The sequence below is a fragment of the Vibrio sp. 10N.222.55.C7 genome, from assembly GCF_041473335.1.
Taxonomy (GTDB): Bacteria; Pseudomonadota; Gammaproteobacteria; order Enterobacterales; family Vibrionaceae; genus Vibrio; species Vibrio crassostreae_C.
Genome location: NZ_JBFRSC010000008.1, coordinates 114,791 through 134,642 on the forward strand (window position 1 = coordinate 114,791; position 19,852 = coordinate 134,642).

The 19,852-nt window shown below is 43.2% G+C and carries 16 protein-coding genes, 9 tRNA genes and 1 pseudogene; 9 read left to right on the plus strand and 17 right to left on the minus strand.

All coding sequences use genetic code 11. The annotated features are described in order from the left end of the window. Nucleotides 1–29: 29 nt before the first annotated feature. Nucleotides 30–503 (minus strand): NYN domain-containing protein, encoded by a 474-nt coding sequence (locus AB4482_RS03135; RefSeq protein ID WP_010429860.1) that lies wholly within the window; start codon nt 501–503, stop codon nt 30–32. Nucleotides 504–826: 323 nt separating this feature from the next. On the opposite strand from AB4482_RS03135, the gene AB4482_RS03140 reads away from it, so the two are divergent. Continuing rightward, nucleotides 827–1,324: a DUF4174 domain-containing protein gene (locus AB4482_RS03140; RefSeq protein WP_372104675.1), complete on the plus strand. Its 498-nt coding sequence runs from the start codon at nt 827–829 to the stop codon at nt 1,322–1,324. 51 nt (nt 1,325–1,375) lie between these two features. On the opposite strand, the gene cobA is transcribed toward AB4482_RS03140, so the two are convergent. From cobA to AB4482_RS03185, 9 genes are all read right to left on the minus strand, one after another. Then, nucleotides 1,376–2,152, minus strand: coding sequence for a uroporphyrinogen-III C-methyltransferase (gene cobA, locus AB4482_RS03145; RefSeq protein WP_372180537.1), 777 nt, complete (start codon nt 2,150–2,152; stop codon nt 1,376–1,378). A gap of 277 nt (nt 2,153–2,429) precedes the next feature. Further along, nucleotides 2,430–3,245: a formate/nitrite transporter family protein gene (locus AB4482_RS03150; protein ID WP_017062558.1), complete on the minus strand. Its 816-nt coding sequence runs from the start codon at nt 3,243–3,245 to the stop codon at nt 2,430–2,432. Nucleotides 3,246–3,368: 123 nt separating this feature from the next. Beyond that, nucleotides 3,369–3,692 (minus strand): nitrite reductase small subunit NirD, encoded by a 324-nt coding sequence (gene nirD / locus AB4482_RS03155; RefSeq protein WP_017069123.1) that lies wholly within the window; start codon nt 3,690–3,692, stop codon nt 3,369–3,371. Nucleotides 3,693–3,707: 15 nt separating this feature from the next. Further along, entirely contained in the window at nt 3,708–6,281 is a 2,574-nt protein-coding gene (gene nirB / locus AB4482_RS03160) for a nitrite reductase large subunit NirB (protein ID WP_017062560.1), read from the minus strand. 616 nt (nt 6,282–6,897) lie between these two features. Next, nucleotides 6,898–6,971 (minus strand) — tRNA-Cys (locus AB4482_RS03165). Between the two features lie 64 nt (nt 6,972–7,035). Further along, nucleotides 7,036–7,122 (minus strand) — tRNA-Leu (locus tag AB4482_RS03170). A gap of 80 nt (nt 7,123–7,202) precedes the next feature. Then, nucleotides 7,203–7,278: transfer RNA gene (locus AB4482_RS03175), tRNA-Gly, on the minus strand. Between the two features lie 46 nt (nt 7,279–7,324). Beyond that, nucleotides 7,325–7,398, minus strand: a tRNA-Cys gene (locus AB4482_RS03180). 67 nt (nt 7,399–7,465) lie between these two features. Next, nucleotides 7,466–7,552: transfer RNA gene (locus AB4482_RS03185), tRNA-Leu, on the minus strand. A gap of 349 nt (nt 7,553–7,901) precedes the next feature. Between AB4482_RS03185 and AB4482_RS03190 the strand changes: the two genes are divergently transcribed. Next, nucleotides 7,902–8,690: a lipase family protein gene (locus AB4482_RS03190; RefSeq protein ID WP_017064543.1), complete on the plus strand. Its 789-nt coding sequence runs from the start codon at nt 7,902–7,904 to the stop codon at nt 8,688–8,690. Between the two features lie 75 nt (nt 8,691–8,765). Here the strand turns inward: AB4482_RS03190 and AB4482_RS03195 are convergent. From AB4482_RS03195 to AB4482_RS03220, 6 genes are all read right to left on the minus strand, one after another. Then, nucleotides 8,766–8,839, minus strand: a tRNA-Cys gene (locus tag AB4482_RS03195). 64 nt (nt 8,840–8,903) lie between these two features. Then, a tRNA-Leu gene (locus AB4482_RS03200) sits at nt 8,904–8,990 on the minus strand. Nucleotides 8,991–9,070: 80 nt separating this feature from the next. Beyond that, nucleotides 9,071–9,146: transfer RNA gene (locus tag AB4482_RS03205), tRNA-Gly, on the minus strand. 46 nt (nt 9,147–9,192) lie between these two features. Next, nucleotides 9,193–9,266 (minus strand) — tRNA-Cys (locus AB4482_RS03210). A 200-nt stretch (nt 9,267–9,466) separates the two neighbouring features. After that, a complete protein-coding gene (gene viaA, locus AB4482_RS03215; protein WP_017064542.1) occupies nt 9,467–10,912 on the minus strand; it encodes an ATPase RavA stimulator ViaA in 1,446 nt (481 codons plus the stop codon). Nucleotides 10,913–10,923: 11 nt separating this feature from the next. Further along, entirely contained in the window at nt 10,924–12,579 is a 1,656-nt protein-coding gene (locus tag AB4482_RS03220; RefSeq protein ID WP_017067123.1) for an ATPase RavA domain-containing protein, read from the minus strand. Nucleotides 12,580–12,867: 288 nt separating this feature from the next. On the opposite strand from AB4482_RS03220, the gene AB4482_RS03225 reads away from it, so the two are divergent. The 5 genes and pseudogenes from AB4482_RS03225 (at nt 12,868) to AB4482_RS03245 (ending at nt 17,230) form a co-directional block, all read left to right on the plus strand. Then, nucleotides 12,868–13,383: an NUDIX hydrolase gene (locus tag AB4482_RS03225; protein WP_017062564.1), complete on the plus strand. Its 516-nt coding sequence runs from the start codon at nt 12,868–12,870 to the stop codon at nt 13,381–13,383. A 39-nt stretch (nt 13,384–13,422) separates the two neighbouring features. After that, nucleotides 13,423–14,427: a low-specificity L-threonine aldolase gene (ltaE, locus tag AB4482_RS03230; RefSeq protein ID WP_372180539.1), complete on the plus strand. Its 1,005-nt coding sequence runs from the start codon at nt 13,423–13,425 to the stop codon at nt 14,425–14,427. 88 nt (nt 14,428–14,515) lie between these two features. After that, nucleotides 14,516–14,819 (plus strand): annotated as a pseudogene (locus tag AB4482_RS03235) (c-type cytochrome). Nucleotides 14,820–14,986: 167 nt separating this feature from the next. Then, entirely contained in the window at nt 14,987–15,922 is a 936-nt protein-coding gene (gene ylqF / locus AB4482_RS03240; RefSeq protein WP_029405588.1) for a ribosome biogenesis GTPase YlqF, read from the plus strand. A 282-nt stretch (nt 15,923–16,204) separates the two neighbouring features. Next, a complete protein-coding gene (locus tag AB4482_RS03245; RefSeq protein ID WP_372180540.1) occupies nt 16,205–17,230 on the plus strand; it encodes a GGDEF domain-containing protein in 1,026 nt (341 codons plus the stop codon). A 168-nt stretch (nt 17,231–17,398) separates the two neighbouring features. Here AB4482_RS03245 and AB4482_RS03250 read toward each other — a convergent pair whose 3' ends face one another. Beyond that, nucleotides 17,399–17,944, minus strand: a complete 546-nt coding sequence (locus tag AB4482_RS03250) for a GNAT family N-acetyltransferase (RefSeq protein WP_048613495.1) — start codon at nt 17,942–17,944, stop codon at nt 17,399–17,401. A gap of 167 nt (nt 17,945–18,111) precedes the next feature. Here AB4482_RS03250 and AB4482_RS03255 point away from each other — a divergent pair, with 167 nt between their 5' ends. After that, entirely contained in the window at nt 18,112–19,254 is a 1,143-nt protein-coding gene (locus tag AB4482_RS03255) for an acyl-CoA desaturase (protein ID WP_372180542.1), read from the plus strand. Between the two features lie 240 nt (nt 19,255–19,494). Then, the gene (locus tag AB4482_RS03260; RefSeq protein WP_372180544.1) at nt 19,495–19,785 is read left to right on the plus strand and encodes a putative quinol monooxygenase; all 291 of its coding nucleotides are present in this window, start codon (nt 19,495–19,497) and stop codon (nt 19,783–19,785) included. The last annotated feature ends 67 nt before the right edge of the window (nt 19,786–19,852 follow it).

The following is a 19,852-nucleotide window of genomic DNA, read 5'->3' on the forward strand; positions in this document are numbered from 1 at the left end:
GATTTCAATTATAAAGTGCCCGATTTCCTCTATAGAAGAAAATCTTTTTCAATCGGTACAAATTTTGATGCAGAATCGATAAGATTTTGAGCAGTTAACCCGGGAACACCATACACTTCAACAGGCTTGCCAAAGCGCTCTTTGATTCGCTCTACAAGGATTTCGAAATCACCGTCTCCTGATACCAAAACAATCGTATCAACCGTCTCAGCAAGTTCTATCGCGTCTAACGCAATACCCACATCCCAATCGCCTTTTGCACTGCCATCTCGACGCTGAATAAACGGCTTTAACTTCACATTAAAGCCCACACCACGAAGGATATGATGAAATTGACGCTGCTTTGGATCTTGGCTTGAGATTGCGTAAGCATTAGCTGCAATAACGTTACGCCCTTCCGTGGCAACATACCAAAACTGGTTATAGTCGAAGTTAGAACGGTATTTGTCGCGCGTCGTGTAGTAAACGTTCTGAACGTCGACCAAAATTGCTATGTTTTCCATAAATTCATACCTTTAGATTTTCCGTATACCCTATTCTATTCAATTGTAAAATGCGAGTCGCTTTACTCAATAAAAATGAACCTGCCAGCTATCGTTAACGTAAATCTAATATCTTTAGCGTAAAGCTAAGTGTCTTTACGTAATCCTAACTATGCTTATTGTAAGTGGATTTGTTTTGAGCGTTTCTTAGGTGGTTCTGATCTTCACCTTCTTCTTTACGTAGCGTTCAAATCGTACTCAGGCTTAGAGTTTTTAAAGGGAGGTTGGCAATGCTGCACCGACAAACACACAATTCGATCGTAAGCATCGACACAACCAAAGCGATGCAAACTTTAAATCAACCATCAAACTCTGGTAGCTGGTTTAGTTTGCTTAAACTACTGACCATCAGCACGGTAATAATCATGAGCTTAACCATCAATTCAGTACTCGCCTACCCCGTTTATTCTCACTCAAAGCCTTTGCCACACCGCAGTGTGATTTATTTCGCTCCAAAGGAAGATTCAATCGTTAAAGAGTTTCTGAATGAAGTGTTGCTCAATAACTGTCAATTGGACGAACGAGATGTCGTCATTATGGTTATTGCTGAGAGTGGTTACACAGTCCCAACTTGGTTAGAAGAAGAGTTTAACTTAGAAGCAGTCACCAGTATTTACGAGATCCCGAAAGGATCACATACCGCTGTTTTGATTGGTAAAGACGGGAAAGAGAAGCACCGATGGAGTGGCAAAACAGATTGGAAACAGATCACCAATATCATTGACGAAATGCCGATGCGCCAACAAGAAATGCAGCGACAAGGCAGCCGCTGCAGTATTTGATTCTTGATGGACTCAGTAGTGGCTTAGAGATCCAATTAGAAGGTCAAACGATCAAGCTTGTTTGTTAAACCAAGCAAGTTTTTCATGGAGCTGAGCCACGCTGCCTACAACAATCAGCGCTGGGCTCTTTGCGACGCTCGCAAGGTCAGCTAAATCACGTAACCCACCTCTAAACACCTTTTGTTCTTGGCGTGTACCGTTTTCGATGATCGCAACTGGCATGTCAGCTCGCATACCATTATCGAGTAGATTCTTCTGAATGTTCGGACTCTCTTTCAAGCCCATGTAAAACACGATGGTATGGTTGTGCTGAGCAAGAGATTGCCAGTCAATATCTTCGCCATCTTTCTTCAAGTGACCTGTAATAAACTGCACGCTTTGTGCATGATCACGGTGCGTCAACGGAATGCCCGCATAAGCCGTTGCTCCGGCAGCAGCTGTGATGCCCGGAATCACTTCAAATCTCACGTCATTCTCAGCTAACGTTTCACACTCTTCACCACCACGACCAAAGATAAACGAGTCACCACCTTTTAGACGCACTACGTGTTTGTTCTCTTGAGCTTTGGTCACTAATAGTTGGTTGATCTGATCTTGCGGTACGCAGTGATGATCGAGCTTTTTACCCACATACAGCATTTCCGCTTCTGGGTTAGCCATCGCCAAGATATCCTTTGATACCAAGCGGTCATAAACCAAAACGTCTGCTTGTTGAATCACTCGTGCCGCTTTTAACGTAAGTAAGTCTGGGTCGCCCGGACCCGCGCCTACTAATGAAACCAATCCTTTGGTTACTTCTTTAACATTCGATGACAATACTTCTGACATGCTGTGCTCCGAAGGTTTGCTTGTTTTATCTCAAGCTTCAATCTATGTGATAAGTCACTGTATTCATGATGACTTATCCAAATCCTTAACCCTTAGACTATCAGGTGTTGAATTAAATATTCAGTCTAAATACTAACGAAGATAGAAGTAATTATAACAAAACAGTCTATTGCGAGTAATTTGCGCAATGATATAAGGGCTTTCGAACTAAAAAAGCCCCAAACATGTTGTTGGGGCTCTTAATCTCATACTAAATTACGTTTCACCCTACTGAGGATTACTTAGCACCTAGAGAAGGAGCTGTTTTAGCATGAGTTAGGTATAGAGGAACACACGTCATTAATAGACCACCAACGATGTTACCTAGGATTGTTGGGATAAGGTTGAAGTTCAACCATGTCGCGATACCAAAATCAGCGCCAAGAATCATACCTAGTGGGAATAGGAACATGTTTACCACTGTGTGCTCAAAGACTAGTGCGAAGAAGATGAAGATTGGGAACCACATCATTGCTACACGGCCAGATACTGTACGTGCAGTCATGTTGCCAATCACACCTAGACATACCATAAGGTTACAGAAGATACCGCGTACGAAACACGTGATCCATCCGTCCATACCCATGTTTTCAAAACCTAGGCTACGACCTGTAGAAACAGCAATGAACTTTTGAGCAACAGCGTTTGGTTCTAGAGAGAAGTTACCCGTTAGTGATACTGCAACAAGGAAAGCAACAATCAAAGAACCGATAAGGTTACCAAGACCAACAATACCCCAACAACGTAGGATACGACCCCAAGTAATACCTGGGCGGTTGTCGAATTTCGCTAAAGGTGCAAGGCCGAATACGCCAGTTACTAGGTCATAACCCATTACACTTAGAATGACGAAGCCAACTGGGAACACAAGTGCGCCAACAAGGCCAATACCGGTTTGAACCATTGCTGTAATAGCAACAACAACCGCTAGAGAAAGGATGATACCAGCCATAGTGCTTCGAATCAGAAGATCGCGAGTACTTGTTTTCGTTTTCGCTTCACCCACATCAATCATCGTTTGAACAAATTCAGCTGGTTTGTAATCAGGAGACATAAGGTTGTCCTTAAAAAGTTTAAATTAAAAGTTAAAATTGGATAGGAAAAGGCTCTAGTTGCCGAGTTAAGGCAATATCGAGAACTAGAACCCTTGAACTATCAAATCTTACTCATCCGAAGATTAAGCAGAGATTTCTACAGCGCCTTTGGCAACACGAGCTTTGTACGCTTTCACGTTGAAGTTCTCGTCTTCCATGCACACACCTGTTGCTAGGTTAAAGCGTTGCTTCTTAAGTGGGCTTGCTACCCAAAGCTCTTCTTTGTGCTCAACAATCAAGCCACGTGATAACACGTTTGACTGGAAGTAAGGGTCTGTGTTGCTAATCGCGAATACTTCTTCAGCTTTCGTTGGGCGGAATACAGCTACTTGCTCACCACCAACCAACGCACAAACACCTGTACCTGGGATAATGTCTTCGATCTTACAAACTTTGGTAAATGCCATGATGTCGTCTCCCAATTAAACAGATTCTACGTGAATGATGTCGCCCTGATGCTTTGAAGTAATGGCTTCAGGGTGTTTCTCAGTGAATGTCGCAGGACGGTGTTGTTCACGACCATCTTCAACAAACACAACGTTATCATCGCGGTCATCAGCATTGATGAAGTGTGCAAAGCGCTTAAGTTGAGCTTCGTCGTTGATTGTATCTGTCCATTCACAAGCGAAGTTATCAACTAGGCCAGCAATGTCAGTTTCAAGTTGGTCATTGATACCAAGCTTGTTGTCTACAATCACTTCACGTAGGTAATCAACACCACCTTCTAGGTTGTCCATCCATACCGAAGTACGTTGTAGTGGCGCAGCCGTGCGGATGTAGAACATCATGAAACGGTCGATGTACTTGATTAGCGTTTCTTGGTCTAGGTCGCTTGCCAGTAAGTCTGCGTGACGAGGTTTCATACCACCGTTACCACATACATACATGTTCCAACCTGCGTCAGTCGCAATAATACCTAAATCTTTACCTTGAGCTTCAGCACACTCACGAGTACAGCCAGACACACCAAACTTCATCTTATGAGGAGTACGGATGCCTTTGTAACGGTTCTCGATCATCACGCCTAGGCCAACTGAATCTTGAACGCCGTAACGACACCAAGTAGAACCTACACATGTTTTCGCCATACGAAGTGCTTTTGCGTAAGCTTGACCCGTTTCGTAACCTGCAGCGATTAACTTCTTCCAGATTGCTGGTAAGTCATCTTTCTGAGCACCAAATAGGCCGATACGTTGTGCACCTGTGATCTTGGTGTACAAGTTGTATTCAGCAGCAACATCAGCAAGAACGCTTAGTGCTTGAGGTGTTACTTCACCACCCGCCATACGAGGGATTACAGAGTAAGTACCGTCTTTTTGCATGTTACCTAGGAAGTTGTCGTTGGTATCGTGCAGCTTCACTAATTCAGGCTTAAGGATGTGTTCACCCCAGCAAGAAGCAAGGATAGAACCTGCTAGAGGCTTACATACTTCACAGCCGTAGCCTTTACCGTATTTCTCTAATAGCTCATCGAACGTTTTGATTTCTTCGATGCGAATTAGGTGGAAAAGCTCTTGGCGAGAGTATGCAAAGTGCTCACACACGTCGTTCTTCACTTCAACACCAGCTTTAGCAAGTTCAGCGTTTAGTACTGAAGTCACTAGTGGAATACAACCACCACAACCAGTACCTGCGCCTGTTACTGCTTTGATATCACCGATTGTGTGGTGACCTTCAGCAACCGCTTGAGCGATCTTGCCTTTAGTCACATCGAAACAAGAACAGATAACAGCAGACTCAGGAAGAGAATCCGCGCCAAGTGTTGGCTTTTCAGCACCAGCATGAGCAGGAAGAATCAATGCATCTGGGTGTTCTGGTAGGTCGATTTCGTTCAGCATAAGCTGTAGAAGATCACCGTAGTCAGACGTGTCACCAACCATTACTGCACCAAGCAGCTTCTTGTTGTCTTCAGAAACGATTAGACGCTTGTAAACTTCTTGTTCTTCGTTTTGGTAAACGTAGCTCTTACAGCCAGGAGTACGACCGTTCGCATCGCCGATAGAGCCTACTTTCACGCCCAAAAGCTTAAGCTTCGCAGACATGTCAGCACCTTCAAATGTGCTTTCGTTACCAACAACGTGGTCAACCGCTACCGTTGCCATTTTGTAACCAGGAGCCACTAGGCCGTAGAACGTTTGGTTCCAAGACGCACACTCACCGATTGCGTAGATGTCTTTGTCTGTCGTTTGACAGTGATCATTAATCTCGATACCGCCACGTGGTGCAATACCCAGCCCCATTTGACGAGCAAGTTTGTCTTGTGGGCGAATACCAGCAGAGAATACGATGAAATCAGTTTCTAGCTCTGTACCGTCTGCAAAGCGCATTACGTTACGAGCTTCAGTGCCTTCAGGAGCAATCTCAAGCGTGTTCTTACTTGTATGTACGTTAACGCCCATACGTTCGATTTTTTGACGAAGTTGGTTACCACCCGCTTGGTCAAGCTGCTCAGCCATTAGCTTTGGAGCAAACTCAACAACGTGCGTGGTTACACCAAGAGCTTTTAGTGCGCCTGCAGCTTCAAGACCAAGCAAACCACCACCAACAACCACACCAGATTTAGAATTCTTAGCGGTTGCTTCGATAGCTTTCAAGTCTTCGATTGTGCGGTAAACGAAACAGTCTTTACCTTCGTTACCTTTGATTGGCGGAACGAATGGGTATGAACCTGTAGCAAGGATTAGCTTGTCGTATTGAATTTCACGACCAGTACTTGAGTAAACTGTTTTCTTTTCACGGTTAACGTTAATAGCACGCTCACCGATCAGCATGTTGATGCCGTGTTTCTCGTAGAAGCCTTCTTTAACTAAAGAAAGTTCGTCCGCAGTATGGTGTGAAAAGTAAGAAGAAAGGTGTACACGATCATAGGCTACGCGAGGCTCTTCACAGAAGACTGTGATGTCCATGTTAGCAACGTCTGTCTTCTCGACTAAATCTTCGATATAGCGATGGCCGACCATCCCGTTACCGATTACGACTAGCTTCATCTTGCTCATAAGAATTCCTGAAGGTTATATATTTCTTAACTGAGCGAATAATGAATTATGAAAGAAAATGAAAATATGATGTAAATCAATTACGAAATCGAACTACCCTAAAGGGGTAGGACAAAAGAGGTAGATCTGCTGATTTATCATACGAAGCAAACTAATAACCGTAGGTTTAATAAGGTTTAGCGGGGTTTTATATACACTTTCGTGCAGTAGATAAGATGTTGTAAAGTTTCACAATAGGTTAGCAGTAACACAAGTAAATGACAATCATTTTCATTTGTGGTCATAATAAGTGTAATAACTCATGAAAGCGTTACAGGATCATGAGCAACTATGTATAAATATGAAGAATTTAATGACGCAAAAGACAGTCGCCCTTTTCCATTCCCCACTCATTCCACTCACAAACGGCGCAATTGGTTAACAGATGCTGTTGGTTGTTTAGCAAATGATAGGTTTACATAAGGAAAAGACCGGCACAAAAGTGATCTGATATAGCTTGTTCCTAGTGGTGCTACTGATTAGAGAGCATACGTGGAAGTTTGAACATAGCATGAGGGTTTAGAATTTCAGATAGCAAAAAGGCCAGCATTTCTGCTGGCCTTTCAACTTTGAATAGTGGAGGCGCCTCCCGGAGTCGAACCGAGGTCCACGGATTTGCAATCCGCTGCATAGCCACTCTGCCAAGGCGCCTTCAATAGTGTTTTAAGAGAACAACTCTTTTGATTAATACCAAGCGAGGTAATAATCAAATAGATGGTGCCCCGGGCCGGACTTGAACCGGCACAACGCGAACGTCGAGGGATTTTAAATCCCTTGTGTCTACCAATTCCACCACCAGGGCACGCAATTCTTTATTGCGATGCCGATTACTGAAAAGTAAAACACCATCTTAATGTCGAAATGAATCAACACTACAAAATTTGGAGCGATACATCGGGTTCGAACCGATGACCTCAACCTTGGCAAGGTTGCGCTCTACCAACTGAGCTAGTATCGCATTTTCATTCTTATTATCTCTTAACTTATCAAACTAAGAGAAAGAATGGAGGCGCCTCCCGGAGTCGAACCGAGGTCCACGGATTTGCAATCCGCTGCATAGCCACTCTGCCAAGGCGCCTTTAATAGTGATTTAAGAGAACAACTCTTTGTTCATCACTCTACTCAAAATGTAGAAGCTAGATAGATGGTGCCCCGGGCCGGACTTGAACCGGCACAGCGCGAACGCCGAGGGATTTTAAATCCCTTGTGTCTACCAATTCCACCACCAGGGCAACGCAATCTTGCGAGGCCGATTACTGAAAAGTAAAAACACCATCTCTCAGCGACCTAAGCCGTGAGAACGAGGTGTACTTTAACGGAAGGAAAAAATTCGTCAACAATAAATTTTATCTTTTAATTCAAGTGATTAATTATCGAACTCAAAAGAATAAATTTAGTGCAGCTTGTACGGTTCTTATACTTGGATTTCTAATTTAAACGGACAAATCACTGACAACCATTGATTCAAATACCAATTGAATGCGGTGATTTTATTGTTTTAAACCAAGCAAATGGCGTTTTCATGTGCTTTTCACATTCAACGATTAGAGTTTGAAGTAACTCTTATTAAGAAGTAAACATGTGAAACCACTAAAACGATATCAATATGAGCGCTATGCCGTTCTTTGTAACCTCGCCTACCCTAGAGTTTTTAAGCAGACTCGCTATGGTTTTGACCCTAATGGACAACGCATCATCAAGAACCAGTTTGGTAAAACCATGATTAGAGTGTTGTGGAGTAGCGACAAAGATGAAGTGGTTGTGGTAATCAAAGGATCGCACAGTATCTCAGATTGGCTACTAACCTTTGCTCTATGGACAAGAAGCTGTAAGAGAATTGGGCTCAATTATCGTGTGCATGCGGGTTTCTACCATCTAATGTTTCAAGAGAGCCAGCCAAGTCGTAATGAAGATAAGCTTGGCTTAACCGTTATTGAGCGCTTGGAAGCCACGCTCACACCTCTCATCGAACAAGGAAAAAGAGTGTCTATTACTGGCCACTCTTCCGGAGGCGCTATCGGTTGTGTCTTCGCTGATTACTTTGATCAAAAGTACCCAGGCTGTATTAAACGAATAGTGACTTTTGGCCAACCCGCCATTGGTGATTGGAGCTTTCGAAAGCACTATCGCATGAGTAAGAAGACCTACCGAATTTGCTGTGACATCGACATCGTGACCTTCATGCCACCGGTTCCTTTGCTCTATTGGCATGTAGGTAAAGTGCTTTGGCTTTATAACGGACGAATCTATGAGAACACTCCTACATTAATCCGCCTTGGTCGCTCTATCTTTAGTTGGCTGATAAGACCTTTCTCTTACCACTTGATGAGCAAGTATATCCGTAACAAAGATTTCTTTGATAAGCATTGAAATGGGTACGTAGGAAGCTTTTAGCGGGGCCAGAAACGAAAAAACCAGTCACTAGGACTGGTTTTTTCTGAATTATGGAGGCGCCTCCCGGAGTCGAACCGAGGTCCACGGATTTGCAATCCGCTGCATAGCCACTCTGCCAAGGCGCCTTCAATAGTGTTTTAAGAGAACAACTCTTTTGATCAATGCCAAGCGAGGTAATAATCAAATAGATGGTGCCCCGGGCCGGACTTGAACCGGCACAACGCGAACGTCGAGGGATTTTAAATCCCTTGTGTCTACCAATTCCACCACCAGGGCACGCAATTTTTTATTGCGATGCCGATTACTGAAAAGTAAAACACCATCTTAATGTCAAAATGAATCAACACTACAAAATTTGGAGCGATACATCGGGTTCGAACCGATGACCTCAACCTTGGCAAGGTTGCGCTCTACCAACTGAGCTAGTATCGCATTTTCATTCTTAATATCTCTTAACTTATCAAGCTAAGAAAAAGAATGGAGGCGCCTCCCGGAGTCGAACCGAGGTCCACGGATTTGCAATCCGCTGCATAGCCACTCTGCCAAGGCGCCTTTTTTAATTCAACACTTTAGGGACTTAAGTAAGCCGCACCGCTGTGTTCGGGTGCCTACTTTACGGATTGAGGGGAGATAGTCAAACAAAAAAGTGAATTTAAATTCCGTTTGCTGACATTTAAATCAAATTGCTGCATGTTCGATCTCTTTAATCAAAAAACACACAGCAAAATCGAGTTAAACAAGATGTTCTAGCGCTACCACTTCTTCATGAAACGACCGACAAGACTCGGATGATACGCCCAGCAGTGGTCAAACATAGTCATAAGTTGAGGGTTGCCATACTTAGAAAGACTAACCGCATGGAAACGGTTTTTGTGTTCTTTCAACTTTTCAACCTGAGCAATCATTTCGTCTGATTGTTTCGGCGCAATAAAGTCAGAAAGTACGATTAAATCGGCATTCTTGTATTTATCACCAGTCATTAGGTCAATCGACTTCATGAGAACAGGTTCCAAATCCGTACCGCCGTGGAATGAGTAACTTAAGAAGTCGCTCGCTTCACGTAGGCCATCTTGCCTGGTTAACTCATAGGTAATCTGCTCAGAAGAAAAAAGAATCACATAACAGTCTCTCTCTTCTGCAAGAGCAATTTGCATTAAGGCATAAGCCATTGCTTTAGCAGACTGCTCAGGGAAACCACTCATAGAACCCGAAGCGTCCACACAGACGATAAACGGGCCCTTTTCAATATCGATGTTCTTGCTATCTGGTTTTTGCGCCTTCACTTTGCGTAACGTGCGTGATTTACCTTGCGAGCGATAGCTCAGTAAACGCTTGTCGGCCAAGTGCTTGTAAAAGATAACCTCAAGTTCAGGATAAGCTAAGAACATGGTTTCGTTTGGCAGCATCTTGTTAAGGTCATCACTTTCATGAATCCCGACAATATCATCGACCGCTTCATCGCTTTTCTCTTCAACCACCTGCAATTCTTCTACAGGGGCTTTGTGTAGCGAAGGATCATCTTCCTCACCAGCCATACGGCCTAGCTTTTCAGCGATCTCTTGCAAGCCCTTGTGCTTATTCAAGAACTCAGCATGACGTTTCATGATGGTAAGGTCTGTTTTGCTTAATTTGGCAGAAGCCATGTCCCACAAGCGCCCTACACTGCCTTCATCACCCGACTCAGTCACTTTATCCATGTTTTTCATGGTTTCCATGCGCTGATAAAGATCGGCTAAGACTTTTTCTTTGCTTGTTTCAAGTTCAGTTACTTGAGCTTGTTTAATCGCATCAGAAAGTGATTGGTACCATTGGTCGCAAAAGTAGTGTGGAAACATCGCGTTATAAACACCCTTGTTGTTCTCCATAAGGCGTCGAGCTTGTAGATAAAACGCTGAGTGCCACTCCAGCTTTTTGATAACGCTGTCAATCTCATCAAAGAACTGAGGTTCATCCCAGTAAATCACTTCTTGGTAAAGGGCGATTTCCTCTTGGAATCGATCAGTTTCACACACCTTAGTAACGCGTTTTTTAACTTTACCGCGCCATTTAACTAAGTGGTTTTTCACTGATGTTTTCACACCTTTGTTCTCTGCAGCCATCATGACTTGAGAACGAGCGATGAGATCATTCATCGCGGTATCAATGATTCCGGAATCAGCTACCATCAAAGCGAGGTTTAAGCCGTCTGCTCCTAACATATGCTCTCCTCTTACTCGAAGTACTGGCTCATAAACTTAATACGCTGAGCGATCTTGGCACTCTTCACTTTCGTGGTTTCAAGATCTTGCGTTACCGATTGCAAACTTGCTTCCATCGCTTTTGGTAAATCAGGGTCAATATAGTTATGAGGTAATGCATCATGGAATTCAGTACGAACGCGTTTTAACTTGAATTCAGCTTCAGTTAACTGTTCTAAGGCTTTCTCAGCGCCACTCAACCACTTGTTGTACAGTTCTTGGTCTAAACCGTCAGTAGTAACCACACTCACCAATACAGAGCGATTGGCGATGTCTTTAATCACTAATTGGTTTGATGCATCCAAGTCGAGTTTTAAACGGCATAGGTTTTTATTTTCGTTTACGTAACCGTAAATATCACCGTGACCTTCTTTAAGAACACGATCAAAATCGTCTTTGGCTACGTATACCCAACGGCTATCGCCTTTCTCAGATTCAGAAACCGACATGTTGCTTTGCAGCATAACCAGTTTCACTAGATTGTAAGCACTGCCCACGCTGTACATTTTCGCGTTCTTGATGTCATTCTGGTAAACATCTTTACGCAACAAGCCACTGGTTGACTCCATAGAAAGTGACACCGACAACGTTGATTCAACATCGTCTTGAATCTCTTCTAACTCTTCACGAGACATTTCAATTTGAGCTTTCGACTCTTGTTGATCAAACGCTCGGTTCAATGCAAAGTCTTTCACCACGCTACGAACCACATCACGTGATTCTGGGCTATGCCACAAACAATCTTGCAGAAGCATAATATCCAGCGGGTTCACGCTATCGCGACCACTGAAGAACGCACTCGCTTTCAATAGTTTAACGGCCTTCTTCCAGCGTCTGTCTGATACATACAATTCTGACTCTGAAGCAGAGCCTTGCTTCTTAACCGTCTCTTCAAGCATGGTTTTTAGTTCAAACAACTTATCAAACGAATTGTCTGTCAGTTCCAGCTTATCGAGCTCTTTCTGCCATTGATGGTATTCAATGTCCGTAATCGCCAAACCTTTTGGAATTACCGCTTCTTGAGAAGTACCCGTCGTCAGCATCGATTTGAAGTTTTGTTTGTTTTGAATACGGTTCACGAACACGCGTACCAACATACGGTCATAAAGTGCTTCCAAGCCGCTGTCTTCATCTGGAAGTTCGTTGGATGCCGATACTAGTAGACGCATCGGTACACGTTCAATATCACTGCCGTTTTTGAAAGTCTTTTCGTTAACGACAGTAAGTAGCGTGTTTAGGATTGCAGGGCCGGCTTTCCAGATCTCATCAAGGAATACAACTTGTGCTGTTGGTAGGTAACCTTCGGTCAGCCTTACATAACGACCGTTGTCTTTTAATTCTTGGATACTTAGCGGGCCGAACACTTCCTCTGGCGTAGAGAAACGTGTCATCAAATATTCAAAATAACTACTGTTGTCAAAAGCCTGAATAAGACGTTTTGCGATAAGGCTTTTTGCAATGCCCGGAGGGCCTAATAGAAACACGCTTTCACCAGCCAATGCAGCCAGTAAACATAGCTTAATCGTGTCTTCTCTTTCATAGACTCCATCAGAGAGAGCATGCGCTAATTTATTGATTCTTTCAGAGAGTAGCGCCTTGTCAGCATGTGAAGAAATAGAAGGGTTCATGCGTTACTCCGAAAATCTTTGAACAATTGAGAGTGTAGATATGTTTTTATACATTTGTTAGCACTTTGTTACAAGTGTATTTTATTATTGAGTTGCATTTATATCAGATGGTTACGTCGGTAATTTTGGCGCAATCATAGATTCCAATTATGAGAGTAACATCACGAACGGCGTGAAACTAAATCTATTGCTAAGCCTAATTTTTCTTTTATTTTCGACACCATAGACGTTATGGTGGTGCACGTCTTCCGTTATACGAAAAATTGGCAAGGAATGTGGCCAGACTGCATGAGTAAAGTTATCCATAAATGGAAAAGTATTTCTCTCATAGAAGAGAACGTGACGCTCCCTACGAACGTCGTGGTAAAACATACAACAATCAATCACCCTGGCGCGGCAGTTATTCTTCCTATCACTTCGTCTGGAAAAATCATCCTCATTAACCAGTTCCGCCCTTCTCTAAAGAAATGGCTTTTGGAACTACCCGCAGGCACGATGGAAATAGATGAGACACCTCTTCAATGTGCCCAACGCGAACTGGAAGAAGAAACAGGTTACAGTGCAACTTCTTTTCAAAGCTTGGGGCAAGTCACCCCTTTGGCTGGCTTCTGTGATGAGATACAACATCTGTTTGTCGCAAAAGACTTAAGCCTCACTACCCGCTTTGAATGCGATGACGATGAAGTAATAGAAGTGATCGAACTGAGTTTAGAAGAACTGCACGATAAAATACGACACGATCAAATCACTGATACCAAAACTATCGCTTGTTTAAGTAAAGCCCAACTATGTGGCCATCTATAGCCAATTATATGGCTACCTAAAGTACTCTAGGAGAGAAACATGGACTTTCGTTCTGATACCGTAACTAAACCTTCGCAAGCTATGCGTGACGCAATGGCAAACGCAGAAGTGGGCGATGATGTTTATGGCGATGACCCAACCGTCAACGAACTAGAACAGTGGGCAGCAAATGAGACAGGCTTTGAAGCGGCAATGTTTACCTCTTCAGGTACACAAGCCAACCTTCTTGGCTTAATGGCGCATTGTGAGCGTGGTGATGAATATCTGTGTGGCCAGCAGGCGCACAACTACAAATACGAAGCTGGCGGCGCTGCGGTCCTTGGTTCTATCCAACCTCAACCAATCGAGAATAACCCAGACGGTACTTTAGACTTTAAAAAGCTTGCCGCTGCGATTAAGCCCGACGACAGCCACTTTGCTCGTACCAAGCTTCTTAGTTTAGAAAACACGATCAATGGTAAAGTGCTGCCAATGTCTTATCTAGCGGAAGCACGTGAGTTCGTAAACCAACACGGCCTGCAAATGCACCTCGACGGCGCGCGCGTATACAATGCAGCAGTAGCACTGGATGTTCACATTAAAGAGATCGCACAACACTTCGATTCAATGACGATCTGTTTATCAAAAGGCTTAGGCGCGCCGATTGGCTCTCTACTTCTTGGTAGTAAAGAGTACATCGCTAAAGCACGCCGCCTACGTAAAATGGTGGGTGGCGGTATGCGTCAGGCAGGTATTCTTGCCGCAGCAGGAAAAATGGCGCTCACGGAGAACGTGGCTCAACTTAAAGCTGACCACGACAATGCAAAAAATCTAGCGATTGGTTTAAACAAGCTAGAAGGTTTTTCTGTTAACCCTGATTTCATTCAAACTAACATTGTATTTGCTAAGTTAGATGAGTCTGTGGATATCAACCGAATCGCACGCGAACTGGGCGAACAAGGCATTACGATGTCACCAGGGAATCCTGTTCGATTTGTTACTCATAGAGATATCAGTTCAGAACACATCGCTACTTTCCTAACTAAGTTGGAAAATGCGCTTTAAGCCATACTAAATGTTCACCCAGAACAAATAAGACTTGAGCTTCCCCTTAGGGGAAGCTTTATGATCATGTTTTTACCGGAGTAAAAACGTGCATTACCCAACCTTCGCTCTAATATTGCTAGCTCTTTCCTCTAACCTTCATGCCTCTGATTTTGGCGACGCTGAACTAGGTAAAGTTAAATCACCAAGCTGCGTTTTTTGTCATAACCGTACCAGTCAATCGACTAATAACTCCTATCCTAAGCTTTCTGGTCAAGATCCAACCTATCTCTTTAATACAATGAAAGCGTATCAAAACGGAGATAGGCAGGGCGATTATGCGAGCACAACTGAGTAAGCTTAATGATCAAGACTTGAGAGACATAGCAGCTTTTTACGCTTCACAAGATTAGCGGCTCCCACCTTCATTAGGTCGATCATCAGCTAAATAAACATCACCAAGTCGCCTATACTTCAAGCAAACTCACTGAGCTCGTTGAAGGTCGGGATAGATATACCTTTACACGTATCATCCAACCCTTACAATGTGCAGCAAATATATTTATCAAGGTTTATCTCTATGTCTATTCAATGGTTTCCGGGTCACATGCATAAAGCCCGCAAAGAAATCGAAGAAGTTATCCCACAAGTTGATGTGATCATCGAAGTACTGGACGCTCGTATCCCGTTCAGTAGTGAAAACCCAATGATCTCTTCACTGCGCGGCGATAAGCCTTGTGTAAAAGTGCTGAACAAGCGAGACCTTGCAGATCCTGAACTGACTCAACGTTGGATTGAGCACTTCGAGAAAGAGCAAGGCGTTAAAGCGATTGCGATTACGACTAGTGTAAAAGAAGAAGTTAACCACGTTATGGAGCTAGTACGTAAACTGGCGCCGCACCGTGAACAGATGGGCAAAAACATTCGTACAATGATCATGGGCATCCCGAACGTGGGTAAATCGACCATCATCAATTGCTTGGCTGGACGTACGATTGCGGTTACTGGTAACCAACCTGCGGTAACTCGTCGTCAACAACGTATCAACCTACAGAATGGCGTGATCCTTTCTGATACACCTGGAATCCTTTGGCCTAAAGTAGAAAACCCACACAGTGGCTTCCGCTTGGCTGCAACAGGTGCTGTAAAAGATACAGCAATGGAATACGATGAAGTGGCATTCTACACAGTAGAATACCTAGCAAAGCAGTACCCTAACCTTTTGCAAGAGCGTTACCAAATTGAAGAGCTGCCAGAGTCTGACATCGAATTGATGGAAGCGATTGGTCGTAAGCGTGGTGCACTTCGTGCCGGTGGACATATCGACATTCACAAATGTTCAGAAATTCTGCTTCACGAATTGCGTAATGGCACTTTAGGTAAGGTAACGCTTGAGTTGCCAGAAATGATCACACAAGAGCTGATCGAAGTTGAAGAAGCGGCTGCACTGAAAGCCGAACAACAGATTAAGAAAAAAGAAGAGCGCCGTAAGCGTTACTTGAAGAACAAGCGTTAATCGCGATTAGTTTTTATAATCTGCTTTAGTTTCTGTTTACCACTCTTACACCTACCTCTAGATATTCACGTTCTATCGATAATAGAGCGTGAATATTGCCTGCTACCGTTTGTTGATCTAGCTAACATACTGACAAATCTATAGAAACGGTCGTTTACAATCCCAAACACTGTGACATACTACGCAAATTATTGTGTATCAATCTCGGCTAATATCTCAATGCGCTCTTATTCTGGGTTCAAGAATCAAAGATTTAAAACCTATTTCGATAATGAAATTTATTTGCCGTACATAAATTTTATCTACATCCCGATCTCAATATTCTGTGCATTCATCATCACTGACTACATCCACTTTGGTAGTGAGAGCCTTACACCTATCACTTCCCGAGTCATACTTTTTCTATTGATGATGGCAGCTGCCAGATATTGCATCACCAACAAACCCAACGTTTTAGAGCCCGTAGAAAGTGTCTTCCTTGTAATTAGCTCGCTTTTCCTAGTTTATGTCGGTCGGCTCGCCATTGAGTTGAACAACTTCGACTACCAAGGCGGTATCATTTTAGTCATGATCTACATTGGTACGTTTTCACGACTGTCAGCCAAATACAGTATCTCTACGCTGTCGTTTATCTTTTTGGCTTATCTCATCGGCCTTGCACCACTGCTTTATGAAGCAGAGCCAAAACATGAAATAGAAACAATTTCCGTTTATATCTCGGCTTACATCCTAATCTCAGCGGCCTGTATTAGACGTGACCTGGAAGTACACAAACGTTTCGCTCAATCCGAGCAACTGCGCAAACAAGCGATTCAGCTTCGCAAACAATCCAATATGTTTGAGGCCCTTTCCTATCAAGACGCACTAACGGGCTGCTACAACCGCCTTTACCTTCATCAGGTGATAGAACCGAGCATAAACCGTCAGCGATCCATTACATCGATCATGATAGATATTGATCATTTCAAATCGATTAACGACACCTACGGTCATCAAATGGGCGACATGGTGATTAAAGAACTGGCCGATGAGATTCAAAAACGACTACCGACCAGCAGTAACTGCTTTCGATACGGCGGTGAAGAGTTTTTGGTGATGGTCCAAGGAGAAAACGAGGCTTCAATTGAATCGCTCGTTAATTCCCTTTTAGAATCCCCTGCTCGCCTTAGGTTAGAAGTAACGATTTCAATCGGTGTGAAACATGCGCCTCAGGCCCTTGGTTCTGTCGAGCAGCTTATCGACGACGCCGACCAAGCACTCTACATTTCGAAGAAAGGCGGAAGAAATAAGATCACGTGGTGTCACTAATTACCCAGTATTTCACGCGCCTTAGCGATTCATTTAATGACCACCAATTCACACAAAAAAGCCCCGAACAATTTAATGCTCGGGGCTTTTGTCTTTGTTCTTCTGCTTTAAATTAGCTTCGATAAGAATCTGCTACTCAGCACAAAAACAGTACTCAACAAGAATCGACTAAGAATACACGACGCTTGCTGTTTTCTGTTCAAGTTCAACGGGAGAGTTCCAAGAAATCACTTTCTCATTCACTTGGCTGCCGCATGGTGCGTTCCAAACTTGCTCTAGTTCTTCTTTACCACCAATCGCTTCATAAAAAGCTATCGCTTGATGGTTCTCAGACATCACCTCTAAGTAAAGCCCTGAGTCCGAATAGTATTGCTGCAACCACTTCGATAATTCAGACAATAAGCGCTTACCTACACCTCGACCGCGATAATTATTGTCTACGTGTAACGCATCAATGAACGTGCCACGCTCAAAGTTGTGATTACCAAACGCACAGACGAAACCAACCAGTAAACCACCTTCTTCAAGCAATAAAACATGTTGGTTGAAAGGAGGGTTAATCAAACGAGTCTGCCAAATAACAGATCTGTCCTCCAAAACATCATTTTCTAAGTAATCATCAGCAAGAATGCCACGGTAATATAGCTTCCAGCTATCCGCGTGTAATTGGGCAATCCGCTCATAATCTTTATATTCAGCTACCTTAATTTCCATTTATTAGCCCTTAGTACTTCCATTTATGACTTGCTACTACATTTCACACTACCTTTATACAATATTTAAGCAAAACATACTAATACACGTTTACACTTTCAATATTGACTTACACGTGTACGCTGATATTCTAGCGCACAGATGTAAGCCCAATTGGAAATTTGCTAATGAATAGTGCCGACAAACAATCTACAAAAAAGCCGCCATTAATCTGGCTCAATATTTTTGTGTTCTCTTTTAGTATGCTGCTTGCTGTTGTAGCGGCTCCCGTTTATGGCTACTTTTTTGGCTATGGTATAGAGCACTGGATATGGCTAGCAATCTGCTTTACGTTCTGTAACCTTTCAATCACGACGGGTTATCACCGCTTATGGTCACACAAAGCGTTTGAAGCGCATTCAAGCCTAAGATTCCTGTTTGCACTAGGTGGTGCATTTGCCTTGCAGAACAGCGCGCTACACTGGTCTTCTGATCACCGCGTTCACCACAAGCATGTCGATAACAACGACAAAGACCCATACTCTGCAAAACGTGGATTTTGGTACTCACACATTGGCTGGATGATTCGTAATTACAGCACTTCAATGTACGAAAACTACGAAAACTGCCGTGACCTTAAAAAAGACAAGATTGTTATGTGGCAGCACAAGCACTATGTTCTGTTGGCATTACTAATGAACTTCGGTGTTCCTATCGCTTTAGGTGTTATTTACGGTGACGTAATTGGCATGTTGTTAATCGTAGGTGCAGTTCGTTTGGTACTTAACCACCACACAACATTCTTTATTAACTCTCTTGCTCACATCTGGGGTAGCCAACCTTTTACTGACAAAAACACAGCGCGTGATAACGGTGTGTTAGCAGTACTCACTTTCGGCGAAGGCTACCACAACTTCCACCACATCTTTGAGAACGACTACCGTAACGGCATCTACTGGTGGCAATACGATCCAACAAAATGGTTGATTAAGAGTGCTTCGTTGATGGGACTGGCAAGTAAGCTTAAGAAAACCCCTCAAGCTCGTATTGAGAAAGCTGAAGCGTCAATGTTACTTAAACGCACCCAGCAAAAAATCATGCATCGTGCCGACAAGCAACAAATCGCAGAGAAGCTTCAACAAGAGTTTGATGCTCTAGTATCAAACATGAACGAATATTACGAAGTTAAAAAACAGCTACTTGAAAGCAAGCGCGAAGACGTTGTGAAGAAGTACGAACACTCTGTTCTTAAGGTTCGTTATCAGCAAATCAAAATGAATTTCGAACAACAGAAGAAAAATTGGGCAATGACGGTTGAGCAATACGCTTAAGGTAAGACAGTACGCTTAACACCCCAGTAACAACACAGTTTGATTCTTATTCAAAAGCCCTCATATTGCTATGAGGGCTTTTTTTTAATAAGCATAACCTACTCGGCTCTGGCCCTATGCTCTCGAGTTTGAATTGTGGATGGTAAGAACCATAGTTATTGGATTTCAGAACTCTTTCTTCATTCTGAATTTATACTTATATTACTTAAACTTACCGCGTTTAAAGCGAAGGAATTGAAAATGAGCAAACTGACTATTATTGCAACGATCTTCTCTAAAGAAGACAAAACTGAGCTTGTAAAAGCTGAGATGATTAAATTGATCGATAAAACCCGTGTTGAAGACGGCTGTATTAACTACGATCTGCACCAAGATAACAGTAACCCTGATCACTTCGTTTTTCATGAGAACTGGGAGTCTGAAGTTCATCTAGAGAAACACTTAGCGAGCCAACACATCGCTGACTACATGGCTGCGACTGAAGGTTGTATTGAAACCTTTGAGCTTAATAAAATGACGCACATTGCCTAACCCATCACTCAGTACTGATTCAATAAAAAACCCTGCTCTGATCGCAGGGTTTGTCTTTTCAACAAGC